This is a genomic window from Jeotgalicoccus nanhaiensis, from assembly GCF_015235105.1.
GTDB lineage: Bacteria > Bacillota > Bacilli > Staphylococcales > Salinicoccaceae > Jeotgalicoccus > Jeotgalicoccus nanhaiensis.
The window spans coordinates 409,277-424,938 of record NZ_JADGLW010000001.1 but is presented as its reverse complement, the minus strand read 5'-3'; the positions used below and the strand labels follow the sequence as shown (position 1 = coordinate 424,938).

At 41.1% G+C, this 15,662-nt stretch carries 15 protein-coding genes; 12 read left to right on the top strand and 3 right to left on the bottom strand.

Going from position 1 to position 15,662, the window contains the following annotated elements; all coding sequences use genetic code 11:
• The first annotated feature begins 6 nt into the window (after positions 1–6).
• The 3 genes from nhaC to IR135_RS02045 all read left to right on the top strand — a co-directional run bounded on the left by nhaC (position 7) and on the right by IR135_RS02045 (position 3,713).
• Entirely contained in the window at positions 7–1,428 is a 1,422-nt protein-coding gene (gene nhaC, locus IR135_RS02055; RefSeq protein ID WP_135096241.1) for a Na+/H+ antiporter NhaC, read from the top strand.
• Positions 1,429–1,567: 139 nt separating this feature from the next.
• On the top strand, positions 1,568–2,536 hold the full coding sequence (locus IR135_RS02050) for an asparaginase (protein WP_228063372.1): 969 nt from the start codon (positions 1,568–1,570) through the stop codon (positions 2,534–2,536).
• A 49-nt stretch (positions 2,537–2,585) separates the two neighbouring features.
• Positions 2,586–3,713 (top strand): hypothetical protein, encoded by a 1,128-nt coding sequence (locus IR135_RS02045; RefSeq protein WP_135096237.1) that lies wholly within the window; start codon positions 2,586–2,588, stop codon positions 3,711–3,713.
• A gap of 86 nt (positions 3,714–3,799) precedes the next feature.
• Here the strand turns inward: IR135_RS02045 and IR135_RS02040 are convergent, their stop codons facing one another.
• Entirely contained in the window at positions 3,800–5,140 is a 1,341-nt protein-coding gene (locus IR135_RS02040; RefSeq protein ID WP_135096235.1) for a PQQ-dependent sugar dehydrogenase, read from the bottom strand.
• Positions 5,141–5,329: 189 nt separating this feature from the next.
• Positions 5,330–6,190 (bottom strand): alpha/beta fold hydrolase, encoded by an 861-nt coding sequence (locus IR135_RS02035; RefSeq protein WP_135096233.1) that lies wholly within the window; start codon positions 6,188–6,190, stop codon positions 5,330–5,332.
• A 180-nt stretch (positions 6,191–6,370) separates the two neighbouring features.
• On the opposite strand from IR135_RS02035, the gene IR135_RS02030 reads away from it, so the two are divergent.
• The 8 genes from IR135_RS02030 (at position 6,371) to IR135_RS01995 (ending at position 13,836) form a co-directional block, all read left to right on the top strand.
• Entirely contained in the window at positions 6,371–6,778 is a 408-nt protein-coding gene (locus tag IR135_RS02030; RefSeq protein ID WP_135096231.1) for a hypothetical protein, read from the top strand.
• Positions 6,779–6,800: 22 nt separating this feature from the next.
• On the top strand, positions 6,801–7,790 hold the full coding sequence (locus tag IR135_RS02025) for a zinc-binding dehydrogenase (protein ID WP_135096230.1): 990 nt from the start codon (positions 6,801–6,803) through the stop codon (positions 7,788–7,790).
• Between the two features lie 339 nt (positions 7,791–8,129).
• Positions 8,130–9,866 carry an ABC transporter ATP-binding protein gene (locus tag IR135_RS02020; RefSeq protein ID WP_135096228.1) on the top strand — a complete coding sequence of 579 codons (1,737 nt, stop codon included), beginning with the start codon at positions 8,130–8,132 and terminating at the stop codon, positions 9,864–9,866.
• Complete coding sequence (locus IR135_RS02015) at positions 9,863–11,593, top strand: ABC transporter ATP-binding protein (protein WP_135096226.1); 1,731 nt, start codon at positions 9,863–9,865, stop codon at positions 11,591–11,593. Before IR135_RS02020 ends, IR135_RS02015 begins: the two co-directional genes overlap by 4 nt.
• Before the next feature lie 66 nt (positions 11,594–11,659).
• Complete coding sequence (gene relB, locus IR135_RS02010; RefSeq protein WP_135096224.1) at positions 11,660–11,884, top strand: type II toxin-antitoxin system RelB family antitoxin; 225 nt, start codon at positions 11,660–11,662, stop codon at positions 11,882–11,884.
• Positions 11,885–12,148 (top strand): type II toxin-antitoxin system RelE family toxin, encoded by a 264-nt coding sequence (locus tag IR135_RS02005; protein ID WP_135096222.1) that lies wholly within the window; start codon positions 11,885–11,887, stop codon positions 12,146–12,148.
• Positions 12,149–12,163: 15 nt separating this feature from the next.
• Complete coding sequence (locus IR135_RS02000; RefSeq protein ID WP_135096220.1) at positions 12,164–12,604, top strand: ASCH domain-containing protein; 441 nt, start codon at positions 12,164–12,166, stop codon at positions 12,602–12,604.
• A 107-nt stretch (positions 12,605–12,711) separates the two neighbouring features.
• Positions 12,712–13,836 (top strand): 5-methyltetrahydropteroyltriglutamate--homocysteine S-methyltransferase, encoded by a 1,125-nt coding sequence (locus IR135_RS01995; RefSeq protein ID WP_135096218.1) that lies wholly within the window; start codon positions 12,712–12,714, stop codon positions 13,834–13,836.
• Positions 13,837–13,880: 44 nt separating this feature from the next.
• On the opposite strand, the gene IR135_RS01990 is transcribed toward IR135_RS01995, so the two are convergent.
• Positions 13,881–15,128, bottom strand: a complete 1,248-nt coding sequence (locus IR135_RS01990) for an amidohydrolase family protein (RefSeq protein WP_135096216.1) — start codon at positions 15,126–15,128, stop codon at positions 13,881–13,883.
• Between the two features lie 151 nt (positions 15,129–15,279).
• Here IR135_RS01990 and IR135_RS01985 point away from each other — a divergent pair, with 151 nt between their 5' ends.
• The gene (locus tag IR135_RS01985; RefSeq protein ID WP_135096214.1) at positions 15,280–15,540 is read left to right on the top strand and encodes a hypothetical protein; all 261 of its coding nucleotides are present in this window, start codon (positions 15,280–15,282) and stop codon (positions 15,538–15,540) included.
• Positions 15,541–15,662: the final 122 nt, after the last annotated feature.

Sequence of the window (15,662 nt, the reverse complement as noted above, 5' to 3'; positions counted from 1 at the left end):
ACATATATGAAAAGAAAACCAAATTTATTTGAAGCATTTTCACCTATTGCTGTAATGCTGCTGCTGCTGGCAATCGGTTTTGGAGTATTCGGATTAAACCCTGAACCGCTGCTTATACTTTCTTCCGTATATGCAGGATTTATTGCTCTTCGTCTTGGATTTTCATGGGAAGATATGATGAAAGGAATACAGGAAAAAGTGAGCCTGGCTATGCCTGCCATTCTGATCCTCATATCCATCGGGATTTTAATTGGTACCTGGATGATATCCGGCACTATTCCAATGTTAATATACTATGGGCTGGAACTGATTAATCCAACATTCATAGTTTTAATTGCCTTTGTCGTTTCTGCCATTATATCTATAGTCACGGGAACATCATGGGGGTCAGTCGGAACAGTTGGTGTCGCTTTGATGGGAATTGCGACAGGCCTCGAAGCCAATCTTCCGGCTACTGCCGGGGCGATAGTTGCAGGTGCATATTTTGGAGATAAATTATCTCCTTTATCCGACACAACAAATCTTGCGCCGATTGCTGCTGGAAGTGAATTGTATGAACACATTAAACATATGATGTGGACGACGGTTCCGGCAGCTATTGTATCGATGGTTATTTATTTAATCGCAGGATTAAGTATTGCTGACAAAGAAGTTACAGCGCCAGAAACGATGACTACTATGCTGACAACTTTAAATACTATGTTCAGCTGGAATATACTGTTATTATTGCCGCCTGCTCTTATATTATTCGGAGCATTGAGGAAATATCCTACACTGCCTGTTATTATCTTTTCCTCAATACTTGCAGGAGTTTTAGGAATGATTATACAAGGATTCAGCTTAAAAGATGTATTTGCATCTGCAGTTAGCGGCTTTGATGTCAGCATGGTAAATAAAAGCGGATTCGAAGCAGCATCTGTCATACCGGAAGTACTCGATTTAGTACATCAGGGCGGTATGCAGTCGATGACAAGTGTTATTTTAATCGCCTTCTCGGCATTTGCCTTCGCGGGAATTATGACAAAATCAGGTGCCCTGGAAGTCATTATAGAATATCTTCTTAAATTCGTTAAACGTACTGGAGATTTAATATTAACAACCGTCCTATCCTGTTTGACTATGGCATTAGTAACAGGTAACTCTTATCTGTCTATAATCGTTCCGGGGGAAATGTTCAAAGATACTTATAAAATGAAAAATCTTGCTGCAAAAAATCTGTCAAGAACACTTGAAGACTCAGGAACAGTTATCGTTCCCTTAATCCCCTGGTCATCTGCAGGAGTATTTATGGCAGGAACACTCGGCATCCCAACCTTGAGTTATGCCCCTTGGGCCATACTTTGCTACGTTGGATTTATCTTCGCTATTATTTTAGGATATACAGGAATTGGTATTGCGAAAGATTTGAAGGAAGAGCAAGCTAATTAACTTAAATAACAGGCGTCTCCAATAGTCTTGGAGATGCCTTATTTTCTTGAAAAACGACTTGATGAAATATTATTTATAGAGAGACTGCATAGTCATTGTTATACTGTATATTAAAATCATACATAAAAGGGGAATGATTATGCCGCATATTAAATTGCTGACTACAGGAGGAACAATTGCCAGTAAACGCGATCCTGTTACAGGACTCCAGCAAACGGGTTTGATAACAGGAGAGGAACTGGCGGAGAATTTGGATTTGCACGATGATATCCACATCAGTGTGGAGGAGATTATTAAAGTCTCAAGCAGCGCTATTACTTTTGAAAATCTGATAACGATAAAAGACGCTGTACTGGAAGCGGTCAATGACGACGATGTGGATGGCATCGTACTTACACACGGTACTGACACGCTTGAAGAAACGTCTTATTTTCTAAGTCAGGTTATACCGTCAGGGAAAGCAGTCGTCGTCACAGGATCACAGCGCGGACCGGAGCTGATTGGGACCGATGCTTATGCCAATCTGCAAGATGCTATTACACTGGCAGCAAATGAAGGAGCGGCAAAAATCGGTGTCAGCGTCTTATTTAATTCGAAAGTATTTATGCCGAGATTTGTAAAAAAAGTGAACGCGATGAACGTCGACGGTTTTGGCGGCGGAGGCACAGGATACCTCGGAACCGTGGATGGCCATGATGTAAAAATTTATCAGTATCCGGCCCATAACAGTACATATAAAGTTCAAGGAGAATTGCCCGAAGTCGATATTATTAAATGTGCTTTGGGTACTGATGCGAAATTTATCGATTGTGCAATTGACCATAAAGTCGAGGGACTTGTTATTGAAACAATGGGACGGGGGCATGCAAATGACCTCGTTGCTGCAGGAGTGAAAAGAGCGGTCGATGCGGGAATTAAGGTTGTTATTACTTCCGCTTCCGATGACGGCGATGTAAAGGTAGCCTATGACTTTTCCGGTGGTATTTCGCAATTTGAAAAAGACGGTGCAGTGAACGGCGGCTCTTACGACAGTAAAAAAGCGAGACTGAAACTCGCAGTAATGCTGGCTGCAGGGGAAGAGGTTACTGCAGAGGATTTTAAATACTAAAGTTAGATACATTATTTTATGAAAAGAGGAATATAGAATATTAAGTTTAATGGATTTTGTTAATACTATTATCATTGCATTGGTTTATGTAGTGACTTTTAAAATACAAAAAGTATTTTTTTCAAATGCGTATTTTAGTGTTAGTCAGCTATTGACGGAATTTGAATCAGGAATCAGATGGAATAGAATTGTAATCAGAGTAATCATTACTTTATTGATGAGTATAATATTTTTATTTATTGTCCAAAATCCGTTAGTAGTCATTATAGGTATCGGACTAGGTAGTGTACTCATTGTATGGCCAGCATTTCTAAGCGAGGGGAATATAGATTATGCTTTACAAGAGCATAAAAACTTATACAGACTAACTTTGCTGGTTTTCGTAGTGGTTAATATAATCATTTCTGTCCTTTCAATACTTATATATGAATTATTGCAAGACATAAAAAACTTAACTTTATTATATTCAGTACTCGGACAAATAGTGCTAGCTCTATTTTCACAGTGGTTATATATTTATTTGTCTAAAAAGCTGAATAGTAGAGTGCATCAAAGAAATCATGATTTCTATCTCGAAGATGAGGACAATGAGGAGAATAATGAAGGAGTATATTATGAGCATAATAATTATCCGGCAGAAGAAGATGAACTGGATAAATATAGAACAAATCTATGGTTTAATAATAAATTAAACTATTTTAAAAATAGACTCTTAACAGATGTAAATTTTACGGATGAAGAAATAACTTATATGTACAAGTATGCGAATGAATATGAGATTGATTTCAGTTATATAAATTCACTTTTAACAATTGAAAGATTTAATAGAGGAGACTTTATTACTAAATATAAAGAACATCTCTCTGTAAAATATTTACCACAATTTACAGCTAATCAAGATCCTAGTTTAGGTGTAGGACAAATTAAAATTAGCACAGCAGAAAAATATTTTCCCAATACTTCTAAGTTAGAGCTTCAACAACTGTTGTTAAATACAGAATTCAATATTTCTTTATGTGCTAATATAATCAAGGATTTTCAAGAAAATCCAAATGAAGATAATACTAATCTAGGTTTGATAAAATTATATACCACAGGAAGTAGCGATTCATTAATCAATGATACAATCAGATTATATTGTTATTTATTTGAATGGTTAATAAATAAAGATATTTAAACATGATATTACAATATGAAAAGTTTTAGAACATTTTAAAACATCGGAGCAAATGGAGATTTGCTCCGATGTTTTTGAATCTTTAATTATTCATCTGCTGCAGTAACCTTATAAATCATACCGCCATCAGTAGCTGCAACCAGCGCGCCATCCTCAGTTACAAGAATATCGCGGAAACGTTGTCCTTCATCAGTTAACAGACGTTCTTCCCCAACAATCATGTCATCTTCAATGACGACACGTACAATATAGTTTGGCGCTAGACCGCCGATAAACAGGTTGTTCTCCCATTCAGGAATGGCGTCGTTATCATAGAATGACATACCGCTTGGTGCACTCGTTGGATCCCAGTAATATACTGGTTCAACAAAGCCCTGCGCTTCGTGTTCTGAAATACCATCATTTATTAATTCACCGCTGTACTCGATACCGTAAGACACAGTCGGCCATCCATAGTTAGAACCCGGTTCAATAATGTTCAGCTCATCCCCGGCCTGTGGACCGAACTCAACAATCCATAAGTCTCCTGTTTCTGGGTTGAAGTCCACACCTTGAATATTACGGTGACCGTAGCTGTATATACCATCAAGTGCGTCTTCATCTTCAATAAATGGATTCGAATCTACTGGTTCCCCGTCCTGTGTAATGTGAATGACTTTACCTAAATAAGCATCTAAGTCCTGTGCACGTTCGCGAATTGGATCATCTGAGCGTTCGCCAGTTGTTAAGAACAGGTTGCCATCTTCATCAAATATAATACGCCCGCCATAGTGTAAGGTACCATCATAGGCTGGTTCTGCCTCGAAGATAACTTCAAAATCTTCAAGTGAGGTCTCATCTTCTGATAACACACCTTTACCGACAGCAGTTAAAGTACCATCGTCCTTATCTTCGGAAAACGTCATAAACACTAACCTTGATTCGTCGAAATCAGGTGCGACGGTTACATCAAGTAAACCACCTTGATCTTCGTTATTTACTTCCGGTGTACCTTCGATTGGATCTGAAACAGAACCATCTTCAAGGTTTAAAATAAGAAGTTCTGCGGAGTCCCTTTGTGTAACAAGCAAACGGTTCGTATCAAACTCTTCCATACCCCAGGACACATCAAGACCCTCAGCAACAACCTCCACATTCAATTCTGTTTCAGTCTCTACTTTAGGCGCTCTTGTTTGTTCTGGAAATGCTGGTTCAAACTCAGTTACTTTTGGTTCAGTTTCAGCACTTTCTTCCGTTGAAGTTTCCGATTCACCGGTTGATTCTTCCGTTGCGGTTTCCGAGTCGTCAGCTGATTCTTCTGTTGCAGTCTCTGATTCATCCGTCGTTGCTTCTTCTGAAGTACTATCATCATTGCCGCATGCTGCCAACGCCAATACAAAGATTAGCATTGTAAAGAACAATAATCTCGACGACGAAACTTTCGACATTGTTTTCTTCTCCCTTCTTAAAATATTAGTTTCTTTTAATTTTATCATAATTTTCAGAAAATTAAAGAATTATGAACTGGATTTGTACATAAAAAAGCTCGGCAAATAGGGATTAGTATGTAGCTTTTAAATATCATATGAAACCCTCCCAGAAGTCAGTTTGGTGTAAATATTAACAAATCCGTTTTGCTATTTATCAAATTTAAGAATGCACTTTGCGACTTCTTCGCCGCTTTCTTCGAGCAGATAGTGGCCGCAGTTCTTAAGTTCATATCCTGTCACATTATTAATCGACTGCTTCCATATTTCTTCAACAGGCAGCCCCGATAAATTTCCGTTTTCTGCCCAAAGCAGCAGCGTGTCGATGTTTAATTTATCTTCTGATTCAACCATTTCCTGATACTCCGGCAGATCAAATTTATACGATGCTCTGTAATCACTTAACGCTGCTTTCACTGCGCCTGGCTTTTTCCAGTGTGAGAGATACTCCTCCCACGAGCCATCTGAATTTAAGCGTTCGAATAAACCATCACCGCGGCTAAGCAGGAATTTTAAATACTCTTCTTCTTTGCCTGAAATTAGAGTTTCCGGAAGATCGGACACAACTTGAAATACCCAATGCCAATATTTCTTCGCAGCTTCTTCAGCGGATAAAGAATACACATATTCCATCGGCATAATTTCGATCAGTGCAAGACGGTTAATTAATTCCGGATAATCATAGGCCATTCTTCGTGCGACTCTTGCACCGCGGTCATGACCGACGACGTAAGCACGGGTAAGCTTCAACTCAGCTAATATTCCTGCGATATCACTCGCCATAAGTTTATTTGTGTAATTTCTAATGCCTTCAGGTTTGTCTGAATCTCCGTAACCCCTGAGATCTACGGCAACAATTTTATAATGTTCTTCAAGATGGGGGATTACATTTCGCCACGTAATCCAGCTTTCGGGGAAACCATGCAGCAGCAGGCAGACAGGGCCATTTTCAATGCCGCCTGTGACGTAATGCAGTTTAATACCATTAATGTTTGTGTAATGACTATCCATTTTATCTTTCTCCTTCTTTTACAAGATTAAAAATTTCTCTTTAATGGATGCATACCCATTATCGTCCCGATGAAGCACCCACATACGTTCGCAAACGAATACTTATCCCAAGCTATTTACCGTTTCATAAAACCTTCTAAATGATACAATAGCGGTAACATTATTTTAGGAGGCACATAGATGGAATCGATTACGTTAATGGAAGCTTATGCGATTGAAACTTTGAGAGGAAATGGCATAAGCAACGATAAAATTATTGAAAATATTAGAGCAAATGATCTTGAGGAATTCAAGACTATTAAAGAAAATATGGATTTTGATGCGCTGGTCGAACTCGACAAAAATGCGGATTTTGAGTCGATTGTGAACGACGGCTACAAAGTGAAGTTTCTTACTTTCAATGGTCTTAAGAATTTAATTAAAATGAAGTTCGGCAAATTTGCTGATGAAGATTACCAGGTCGATGAATTTGTCATTTCAGGACTTGAACTCGATGAAAACCAGCAGAAAGATTTAGAGAATATTCTGTCCGCAAACTGGACGCTGTCAAGTGAAGCTGGCGGCATAACTGTTAAACCGACAAAGTAAATTTTACGAGGAGGTTATTTTTATGAAAGCTGTATATCATGAAGGTGTACAGAGTCTTGAAGGTATTAAATTCGGTGAAGTGGAACAGGATAAAATGGGTGACGATGAGGTCATCGTTAAATTAAAAACAGCAGGTTTGAATCACAGAGACTTATTTATCCCGAACAGGCACGATGAAAATGATCCGCCGCTTGTGCTCGGTTCTGATGGTGCAGGGATTGTCGATTCTGTCGGCGCGAATGTGACCAACGTTAAGCCGGGTGACGAAGTCATCATCAATCCTTCGCTAGGCTGGAGAGAAAATAGCGCGGTGCCGCCGGAAGGTTTTGAAATTACCGGTTTTCCGTTCAACGGCACTTTCGCAGAGTACATCACCATACCTCGAGAAAATGCTGTAGCGAAGCCTGAACATTTAAACTGGGAAGAAGCGGGAGTGCTTGCCTTATCTGCGATGACCGCCTACCGCGCGATGTTTACGAGAGGGCAGCTTGAAGCTCGGCAAACGGTCCTGATTCCCGGTGCAACAGGCGGGGCAGGGACTTATCTTCTGCAGTTTGCCAAAGCTGCCGGGGCAACAGTCTATGTTACTTCGCGTTCAGAAGAAAAACGTCAAGAAGCGCTGAAACTCGGTGCTGATAAAGCGCTTGATTCTGAAGCGGACTGGGGTGAGCAGCTCGACGGTGAGAAGGTTGATCTCGTTATTGAAAGTGTCGGTGCGGCAACTTTTAATCAGTCCCTGGACCAGCTGAAACGGGGCGGTACTTTAGTCGCTTTCGGTGCATCTGCAGGAGACACTGTAAACTTTGATCTCCGCAAGTTTTTCTACGGCCAGTTCAATCTGCTCGGCTCAACGATGGCGAGTGCAGAAGAACTTCAGGAAATGCTCGATTTTATCGAAAAACACAACATTAAACCGGTAATGGATAAGACATTTAAACTCGAAGATTATAAAGAGGCGTTTGATCATCTCGAAAATGCCGGCATGATGGGCAAGATTGCCTTTACTATATAATTCTTAAATTATTCGAAAATTCTGCTTGCAAATTGTAAAAAGATAATTTATGCTTGTTTTGTGACAAAAATATGAACAGGAGGTAAGGCGTTATGAAATTATTACAGCAAACTCAAAAAACTGCAATTTCAAAAACAAATATCCGTACCTCTCTACTTTCACAATTATAAATTATTTTAAAATAAGATATATTTGAAAATGGAGAGGCATGTCCTCTCTATTTTTATGCAATTTTTAAGCGTGCACATTAATAGTGCGCGCTTTTTTGTGCTTTTTCTGAGAGGATAAACACCATCACAGCGAAATAATTCAAAGGGAAATTTGGGGGTAAAATGAATTATGTTTAATTACATCAGGAAAATCAGCTGGTATATTCTCTCGAACAAAAAACGTTATGCATTGATTGTCTTATTTTTACTAATTGCGAACGTCCTCGATATCATTCCGCCGCAGCTGATCGGCCGGACTATCGATTTAATCAATAACGGTGAACTGACCAGGGAAATGACGCGCAATATTCTTCTGATTTTTGCAGGGGTAATTGTTGGAGCATACATTGTCAGTTACTGGTGGGGCTACCTGCTCTTTGAAGGGGCAATTAAAATCGAATCTATCCTACGCAGCCGTCTGATGCGTAAATTTCTGCTGCTGTCGCCGAGTTTTTATGAAAAAAGCAAAACCGGTGATTTAATGGCAAAAGCAACGAACGATCTTCGGACAGTGAACATGGCAACAGGATTCGGGATTATTACACTGCTCGACTCAACGACCTTTTTACTGACAATTGTCTTGGTTATGGGCATTACGATCAGCTGGCAGCTGACATTTTTTGCGCTGCTGCCGCTGCCTCTGCTTGCAATTATTGAGTCCCGTCTCGGTAAGATGATTAACAAGCGTCATAAATCTTCCCAGGAAGCTTTCGGCGTTATGAATGACGCGGTCCTGGAAGTGGTTGAAGGGGTCAGGCTGACCCGCAGTTATGTGCAGGAAGATGCTGAAAACAAAAGATTCCATAACTTGACTGAGAACTACTTAAAGAGATTTATGAAAGTGGAAAAACTCGACGCCTTCTTTCAGCCGCTGACGATTATCGTCGTATCAACAAGTATTGCGATATCGTTCAGCTACGGTGCAGTGCTCGTCAATAACGGTGTGATTACTGTCGGCGAGCTTATTACATTTAACGTTTACTTAAACATGCTGATTTGGCCGATGTTTGCTCTCGGTATGCTGTTTAATATTATGGAGCGCGGCAATGCATCTTACGACCGTATTCAAAATGTACTCGACGAAACTGATGATTTGGAAGACAGCGGCAGGGATACAGTGCATGATACAAACTTCAACTTTAACGAAGTAACTTTTAAATATCCGACAGGAAACCGCAACAGCCTTGAGAACATTACACTCGAGCTGAACAAAGGTGAGACACTCGGCGTAGTCGGCAAGACCGGCAGCGGCAAGTCGACCTTTATCAAGCAGCTGTTAAAAATATATCCGGAAGGCACCGGAGATTTAATTATCGACGGTGTGAATATTTCACAGCTCGACCGCAAAAAATTGCGAGACAAGCTCGGCTATGTTTCCCAGGAAAACATTCTGTTTTCGCGCACTGTCAGAGAGAACATTATGTTCGGTAAACCGGATGCAACCGAAGAGGAAATGATGGAAGCTATCCGTTTGAGTGCTTTTGATGAAGATCTGAAGCGCATGCCGGAAGGTCTCGATACACTCGTCGGGGAAAAAGGGGTGTCGTTAAGCGGCGGCCAGAAGCAGCGCATCTCAATTGCGAGGAGCCTGATCAGAAAACCGGATATTCTCATACTTGATGATGCCTTAAGTGCTGTCGATGCACGAACTGAACAGAGAATTATCGGCCATATTAAAAACACCCGTGAAGACAAAACGACAATTATTATTACACACCGTTTATCAGCAGTGCATCACGCCGATAAAATTATCGTGCTGGAAGATGGCAGGATTGTTGAATCAGGCACCCATAGAGAGCTGTCGAACAGCAGCGGCTGGTATTCAAAACAGAATGATTATTTTCTTAAAGGGGGTGAGCCGGAATGAAGGAAATGCTAAAACTGCTGCCTTATATTAAGCAGTACAAAGGAATGTTCACAGGCGGCATACTTTTAATGATTTGCATGGTCGGCTTTGAACTCGCCGGCCCGCTGATTGCAGCGGCAATTATCGATAACCATATTAAACTCGGTGAAGGGAACATTTTAATACGCCCGATTTTATATTTAGTTGCCTTATTTTTAACGATAAAAATGATGCATGCGGTTGCGAGCTACTATGCTCAGATTGTCTTAATTTCTGCTGGAACAAGAGCTGTTCAAAAAATGCGGCTCGATGTGTTTAAACACGTTCAGCAGCTGCCGATACGGTATTTTGATAATCTGCCGGCAGGTAAAGTTGTTGCGAGAATTACAAATGATACAGAATCGATACTGCAGCTGTTTGCTTCGGTCATTCCGATGTTTATGGTGAGCATTTTAACTATCTTCAGTATTACGGCGATTGTCTTTTATGTCCACTTCTGGACAGGTGTTGTCATGCTTCTGTTCATTCCGGTCATTATTATCTGGAGTGTGCTCTATAAGAAATATTCCAATGAGAATAATCATATTAAACGGGAAAGAAACAGCGATATGAACGCGATGATAAATGAATCGATTAACGGCATGCCGATTATTCAAGTTTTTAACCGTGAAGAACAAGTCAGAAGCGAGTTCGAAAAAATTAACGATGAGTATTACGACAGTGCGAGCGGACTCGTCAAACTGGAAAGCCTGTCTGGAGAAAATCTGGCAAACTCTATCCGTTCGCTGGTTTTCGCCATACTCGTATATATTTTTGCAAGCACTTTTCTCGGAGACACCGGGGCGCTGACGGTCGGTCTGATGTACCTGCTTGTCGACTACATTACCCGCTTCTTTAATCCGCTGTTTAATATTATCGGTCAGTTGAGTATTTTTGAGCAGGCGCGTGTAGCGGCAAATAAAGTCTTTGAAATGCTGGAGAGTGAACCTGAGAAGAAAGAAGGTCAGCTGCTGCAGGAGTTCACCGGCAAGATTTCATTTCGCAACGTGAATTTTTCATATGACGGCAAAAGAGATGTCTTAAAAAATATTAATATCGATGCGGCCGAAGGTGAAACGGTGGCTCTGGTCGGTCATACCGGCTCGGGTAAAAGTTCGATTATTAATCTTTTAATGCGGTTTTACGACCCGAGCGAAGGTGCGATTTACTTCGATGAGTCCGATACGAAGCAAATCGACAAACAAAGTTTAAGACAGTTTATGTCGATCGTGCTGCAGGATCCGTTTATATACAGCGGAACACTGCTCTATAACGTAAGGCTGAACAATGAAAATATATCGGAAGAGGAAGTAATTAAAGCCCTTGAAGATGTCGGGGCGGGGGCGCTTATGACGCGTCTTCCTGACGGTGTTCATTCCGAGCTCACAGAGCGGGGCGCGACGCTTTCTTTAGGTGAAAGACAGCTGATCTCATTTGCCCGGGCACTCGCCTTTAATCCAAAAGTGCTCGTGCTGGATGAGGCGACGAGCAATATCGATTCGGAAACAGAACAGCTGATTCAGTATGCCATGGATGTTGTGTCAAAAGACCGCACGACCTTTATCATTGCGCACAGGCTGTCGACAATACAGCATGCGGACCAGATTATACTCTTAGAAAACGGTGAAATTAAAGAGCAGGGCAATCATCAGGAATTAATAGAGTTAGGTCAAACTTACAGCAGAATGTATGAAATGCAGATAGGATAATAATTGCTGTCGTCTTACAAATGTAATACAATAATTTTAGAAATATATTTAAGAGGAGGTAACTCAATGCCAACTATTACTATTAGAGTAACTGAAGAGGAAAATGAATTCTTAAGGTACATGGCAAACTTTCTTGGTAAAAGTATTACTGAAGTTGTTAAAAATTACACTATTGAAGAACTGGAAGACATATATGATGTGAATTCAGCGGATAAAGCATATAAAGAATGGTCTGAAGATAACGAGGAAGTAATCAGTCTTGAAGACGTTAAAAAAGAATTTGGTTATTAGATGAAGTATAAATTATTATTCAATAAAAAAGTTTTAAAAACGCTGAAAAAACTTGGTGCCAACGATAGAAAAATAATTATTAAGTGGCTAGAAAAAAATATAGATAATTCTCCTGAACCAAGACAGTTTGGTAAGGCGCTTAAAGGAAACCTTAGAGATTACTGGAGGTATAGAATAGGCAAGTATCGTGTGATTGTTTCAATTAATGATGATGAGCTTGTTGTGCTTACGATTGATGTAGGGCATAGAAAAGATATTTACTGACAATGGAGGATGAAAATGCCAACACAACAATACTGGAAAGAATTTATTAATGAATATCCGAAATACAAAGAGAAGAGTTACACAGCCTGGCAGTTCGGAGCCGATCCGGATGAACTTGCAGAACTCGTCATTTCAGGAAAGAAAACTTTAACATGCAGCAGCTTAAAAGAGTACGAGTTAGAGAATGAGAGTCTCCCTAAAGCTGGAGAATTAAGTATCGTACTTGGTGCAGATGATACTCCGAAATGTATTATCGAATGTACGAAAGTGTATACAATCGTTTTTAAAGATGCTGGCGAAGAAATCGCTTATAAAGAAGGCGAAGGCGATCGGTCTTTATCGTATTGGAGACAGGCACACCTTGATTTCTTTGGCTGGCTGTATCCTGAAATGGGTCTCGAATTTAACGAGGACGAAAAAATTGTCGTTGAAGAGTTTAAACGTATATATGTGTAAGGATATAGTTAAAAGTTATAGCCGACCATGAATTTAAACGTTAATGCTATTGCAGCGAACCCGTGCTACTATACAATTATATTAAAGAAATGAAGGAGTGGTCAGCTATGTCACCAGTAGCAGTAAAAACAGCACCTTTTAAATTTGATAACGTCGGGAGTTTTTTACGTCCCGCTAAATTAAAAGCAGCACGCGAGGATTTTAAAAATGGCAGCATTTCACAGGATGAACTGACTTCAGTTGAAAACGAAGCGATTAAAGAATTAGTTCAAAAACAGAAAGATATCGGCTTACAGGCAATTACAGATGGAGAATTCCGCCGTTCGTGGTGGCATCTCGATTTCTTCTGGGGACTTAACGGCGTTGAAAAATCTGATGTTGAGAATGGCTATAACTTTGTTGCTGTCGAAACGAGAGCTGAAACAGCACGCCTGACAGGAAAAATCAGCGGAGAGAATCATCCGTTTATCGAACATTTTAAATTTGTTAATCAGTTTGCAGATGGAGACGTTATTGCACGCCAGACGATTCCGGCACCTGCACAGTTTTTAAGAGAGCTGACACGTCCGGAAATTAAAGCGGCGACAGAAGAAATTTATCCGGATGAAGGAGAGCTGCTTCAGGATATCGCAGCGGCTTACCGCACCTTCATTAAAGAGCTGCATGAAGCGGGCTGTACGAATCTGCAGCTGGATGACTGCACGTGGGGCATGATTGTCGATGAGAATTTTTGGAAAGACAGAACCGACGGTCTGACGATTGAATCACTTAGCGAACAATATGTTGAACTGAATAACAGCGCGATTGAAGGAAAGCCTGAAGGACTGACAATTACAACACACGTCTGCCGCGGCAACTACCGTTCAACCTGGGCATCATCAGGTGCATACGACAAAGTGTCGGATGAGCTCTTCGGCAAAGAAAATGTTGCAGGCTATTATCTCGAGTTTGATACAGAACGCGCCGGCGGCTTTGAATCGCTTAGCAAAGTGAGCGGCGACAAACAGGTTGTGCTTGGGCTGATTTCATCGAAAGTGCCTGAACTTGAAGATAAAGAAGATATTAAGGCGCGCATCGAAGAAGCGGCGAAGTACATCGATAAAGACAGATTATGTCTCAGCCCGCAATGCGGATTTGCTTCAACCGAAGAAGGTAATAATCTGACTGAAGAAGAGCAGTGGGCAAAACTTCAGCTGGTAAAAGAAATCTCCGACGAAGTTTGGGGAGCATAAAGTAAAAAACGCTGTATGGAGCTTGACTCCATACAGCGTTTATTTTATTTGCTTAGAAAATCGACTTCGATTTCATTTTTGCGGACTTCCCGTTTGAATAAGTAGTCGCCGTTTTTAACCGAAGCGAGGACTTCTGCACGCTCGCGTACTGCTTCGTAAGCATCTGCTGCGTCCAGCACGATAAAGTTCGCTGAATTGCCTGCCTTGATGCCGTAATCTTCTATGTTCATCACTTTTGCACCATTCGTCGTAATAAGGTTGAGGGCCTGCTTGATCTCATCGATATGCGTGTAATGTGCCAGATGAATGCCGTTATCGAGAATGTTCATCATATTGCCGTTGCCGAGCGGATACCAGTAATCCGCAATAGAGTCCTGGGCAAAAGCAACGTTATTGCCGTTCTCAAGCAGTTCTTTAACGCGGGTTAAACCGCGCCGTTTCGGATAAACATCTCCGCGCCCCTGCAGGTGTGCGTTCTCTGTCGGGCAGGAAATAAAGTTAATTTTGGACTCTTTAAATAAGCCCATCATCTTGTTTGCGTAACTTGCTTCAGCCGCACCGAAACTCGTCGTGTGGCTCGCTGTTGTTTTCTTGCCGTAATCTTTTTCCATCACGAGGGCGTTCAGCACTTCTAAGAAGCGGCTGTTCGGATCATCATTTTCGTCACAGTGAATATCAATCATGACATCGAACTCGAGCGCAAGATCCACAATCTGTTTTAAAGACTCTACACCGTGCTCGTATGAAATTTCAAAATGAGGAATGCCGCCGACAACATCGGCACCCATTTCAAGTGCTTTTCTGACCAAGTCCGCTGCGCCTTTATATCTGAAGAAGCCTTCCTGCGGGAAAGCGACTAATTGCAGCGTCACGATATCTTTTAACTCTTCACGCAATTTAAGCAGAGCTTTCATGCCGGTTAAGTTTGGATCCGTCACATCGACATGTGTACGAATATACTGTACACCGTGGCTCACTTCTTTTTGAATGCCTTTCAAGGCACTCTCGCGTACTTTATCTTCAGTTAAATCCTTTTTGTTATCGCTCCAGCGCTGAATTCCTTCAAATAAAGTGCCGGACACGTTGGCGTTACCTTCTCCGAGACCTGAGAAAATATAATCCAGGTGAAGATGGGGGTCAACATAAGGCGGGAGCACAAGCTTACCCTCGAGATCGATAACTTCATCAGCATCTCCGAGATTGCTGCCGACCGCTTTAAACTGCTTATCTTCAACTAGAATTTCAGTTGAATCCGGATCACCATAAATCGTTGCGTTGATAAACTTCTTCATGTGTAAAACTCCTTACTGATAATGAATGATAAGATACATTTCAATTATAGCAAAAATGGGGAGAAGTAGACGGTTTGAGGGTGCAGGAAGGATGCAGCGTTGAGGAAATGAGCAAGCTTATGCTTTTAGTGGCGACCTTGCTCATAATGGAGTGGAAAATGAGCAAGCTCATGCTTTTGATGGCAACCTTGCTCATAATGGCGTGGAAAATGAGCAGGCTCGTGTTTTTGCGGACGACCTTGCTCATAATGGAGTGGAAAATGAGCAAGCTCATGCTTTTGATGGCAACCTTGCTCATAATGGCGTGGAAAATGAGCAGGCTCGTGTTTTTGCGGACGACCTTGCTCATAATAGGGTGAAGAATGAGCAGGCTCGTGCTTTTAGTGGCGACCTTGCTCATAATGGTGAGTAAAATGAGCAAGCTCATGTTTTTGCGAGCGACCTTGCTCATAATGAAGTGGAAAAAGCCCGACCCTCGACAAAACCGCAACAAAAAACGGAACCCCTACTTAGGATTCCGCTTCAATTTAAAAT

Bases quoted from the DNA above. Each gene is read 5' to 3' on its own strand.
- nhaC (WP_135096241.1), top strand. From the start codon at position 7: ATGAAAAGAAAACCAAATTTATTTGAAGCATTTTCACCTATTGCTGTA.
- IR135_RS01995 (WP_135096218.1), top strand. From the start codon at position 12,712: ATGTCACCAGTAGCAGTAAAAACAGCACCTTTTAAATTTGATAACGTC.
- IR135_RS02015 (WP_135096226.1), top strand. From the start codon at position 9,863: ATGAAGGAAATGCTAAAACTGCTGCCTTATATTAAGCAGTACAAAGGA.
- IR135_RS02020 (WP_135096228.1), top strand. From the start codon at position 8,130: ATGTTTAATTACATCAGGAAAATCAGCTGGTATATTCTCTCGAACAAA.
- IR135_RS02025 (WP_135096230.1), top strand. From the start codon at position 6,801: ATGAAAGCTGTATATCATGAAGGTGTACAGAGTCTTGAAGGTATTAAA.
- IR135_RS02005 (WP_135096222.1), top strand. From the start codon at position 11,885: ATGAAGTATAAATTATTATTCAATAAAAAAGTTTTAAAAACGCTGAAA.
- IR135_RS02040 (WP_135096235.1), bottom strand. From the start codon at position 5,140: ATGTCGAAAGTTTCGTCGTCGAGATTATTGTTCTTTACAATGCTAATC.
- IR135_RS02035 (WP_135096233.1), bottom strand. From the start codon at position 6,190: ATGGATAGTCATTACACAAACATTAATGGTATTAAACTGCATTACGTC.
- IR135_RS02030 (WP_135096231.1), top strand. From the start codon at position 6,371: ATGGAATCGATTACGTTAATGGAAGCTTATGCGATTGAAACTTTGAGA.
- IR135_RS02045 (WP_135096237.1), top strand. From the start codon at position 2,586: ATGGATTTTGTTAATACTATTATCATTGCATTGGTTTATGTAGTGACT.
- IR135_RS01990 (WP_135096216.1), bottom strand. From the start codon at position 15,128: ATGAAGAAGTTTATCAACGCAACGATTTATGGTGATCCGGATTCAACT.
- IR135_RS02000 (WP_135096220.1), top strand. From the start codon at position 12,164: ATGCCAACACAACAATACTGGAAAGAATTTATTAATGAATATCCGAAA.
- IR135_RS02050 (WP_228063372.1), top strand. From the start codon at position 1,568: ATGCCGCATATTAAATTGCTGACTACAGGAGGAACAATTGCCAGTAAA.
- relB (WP_135096224.1), top strand. From the start codon at position 11,660: ATGCCAACTATTACTATTAGAGTAACTGAAGAGGAAAATGAATTCTTA.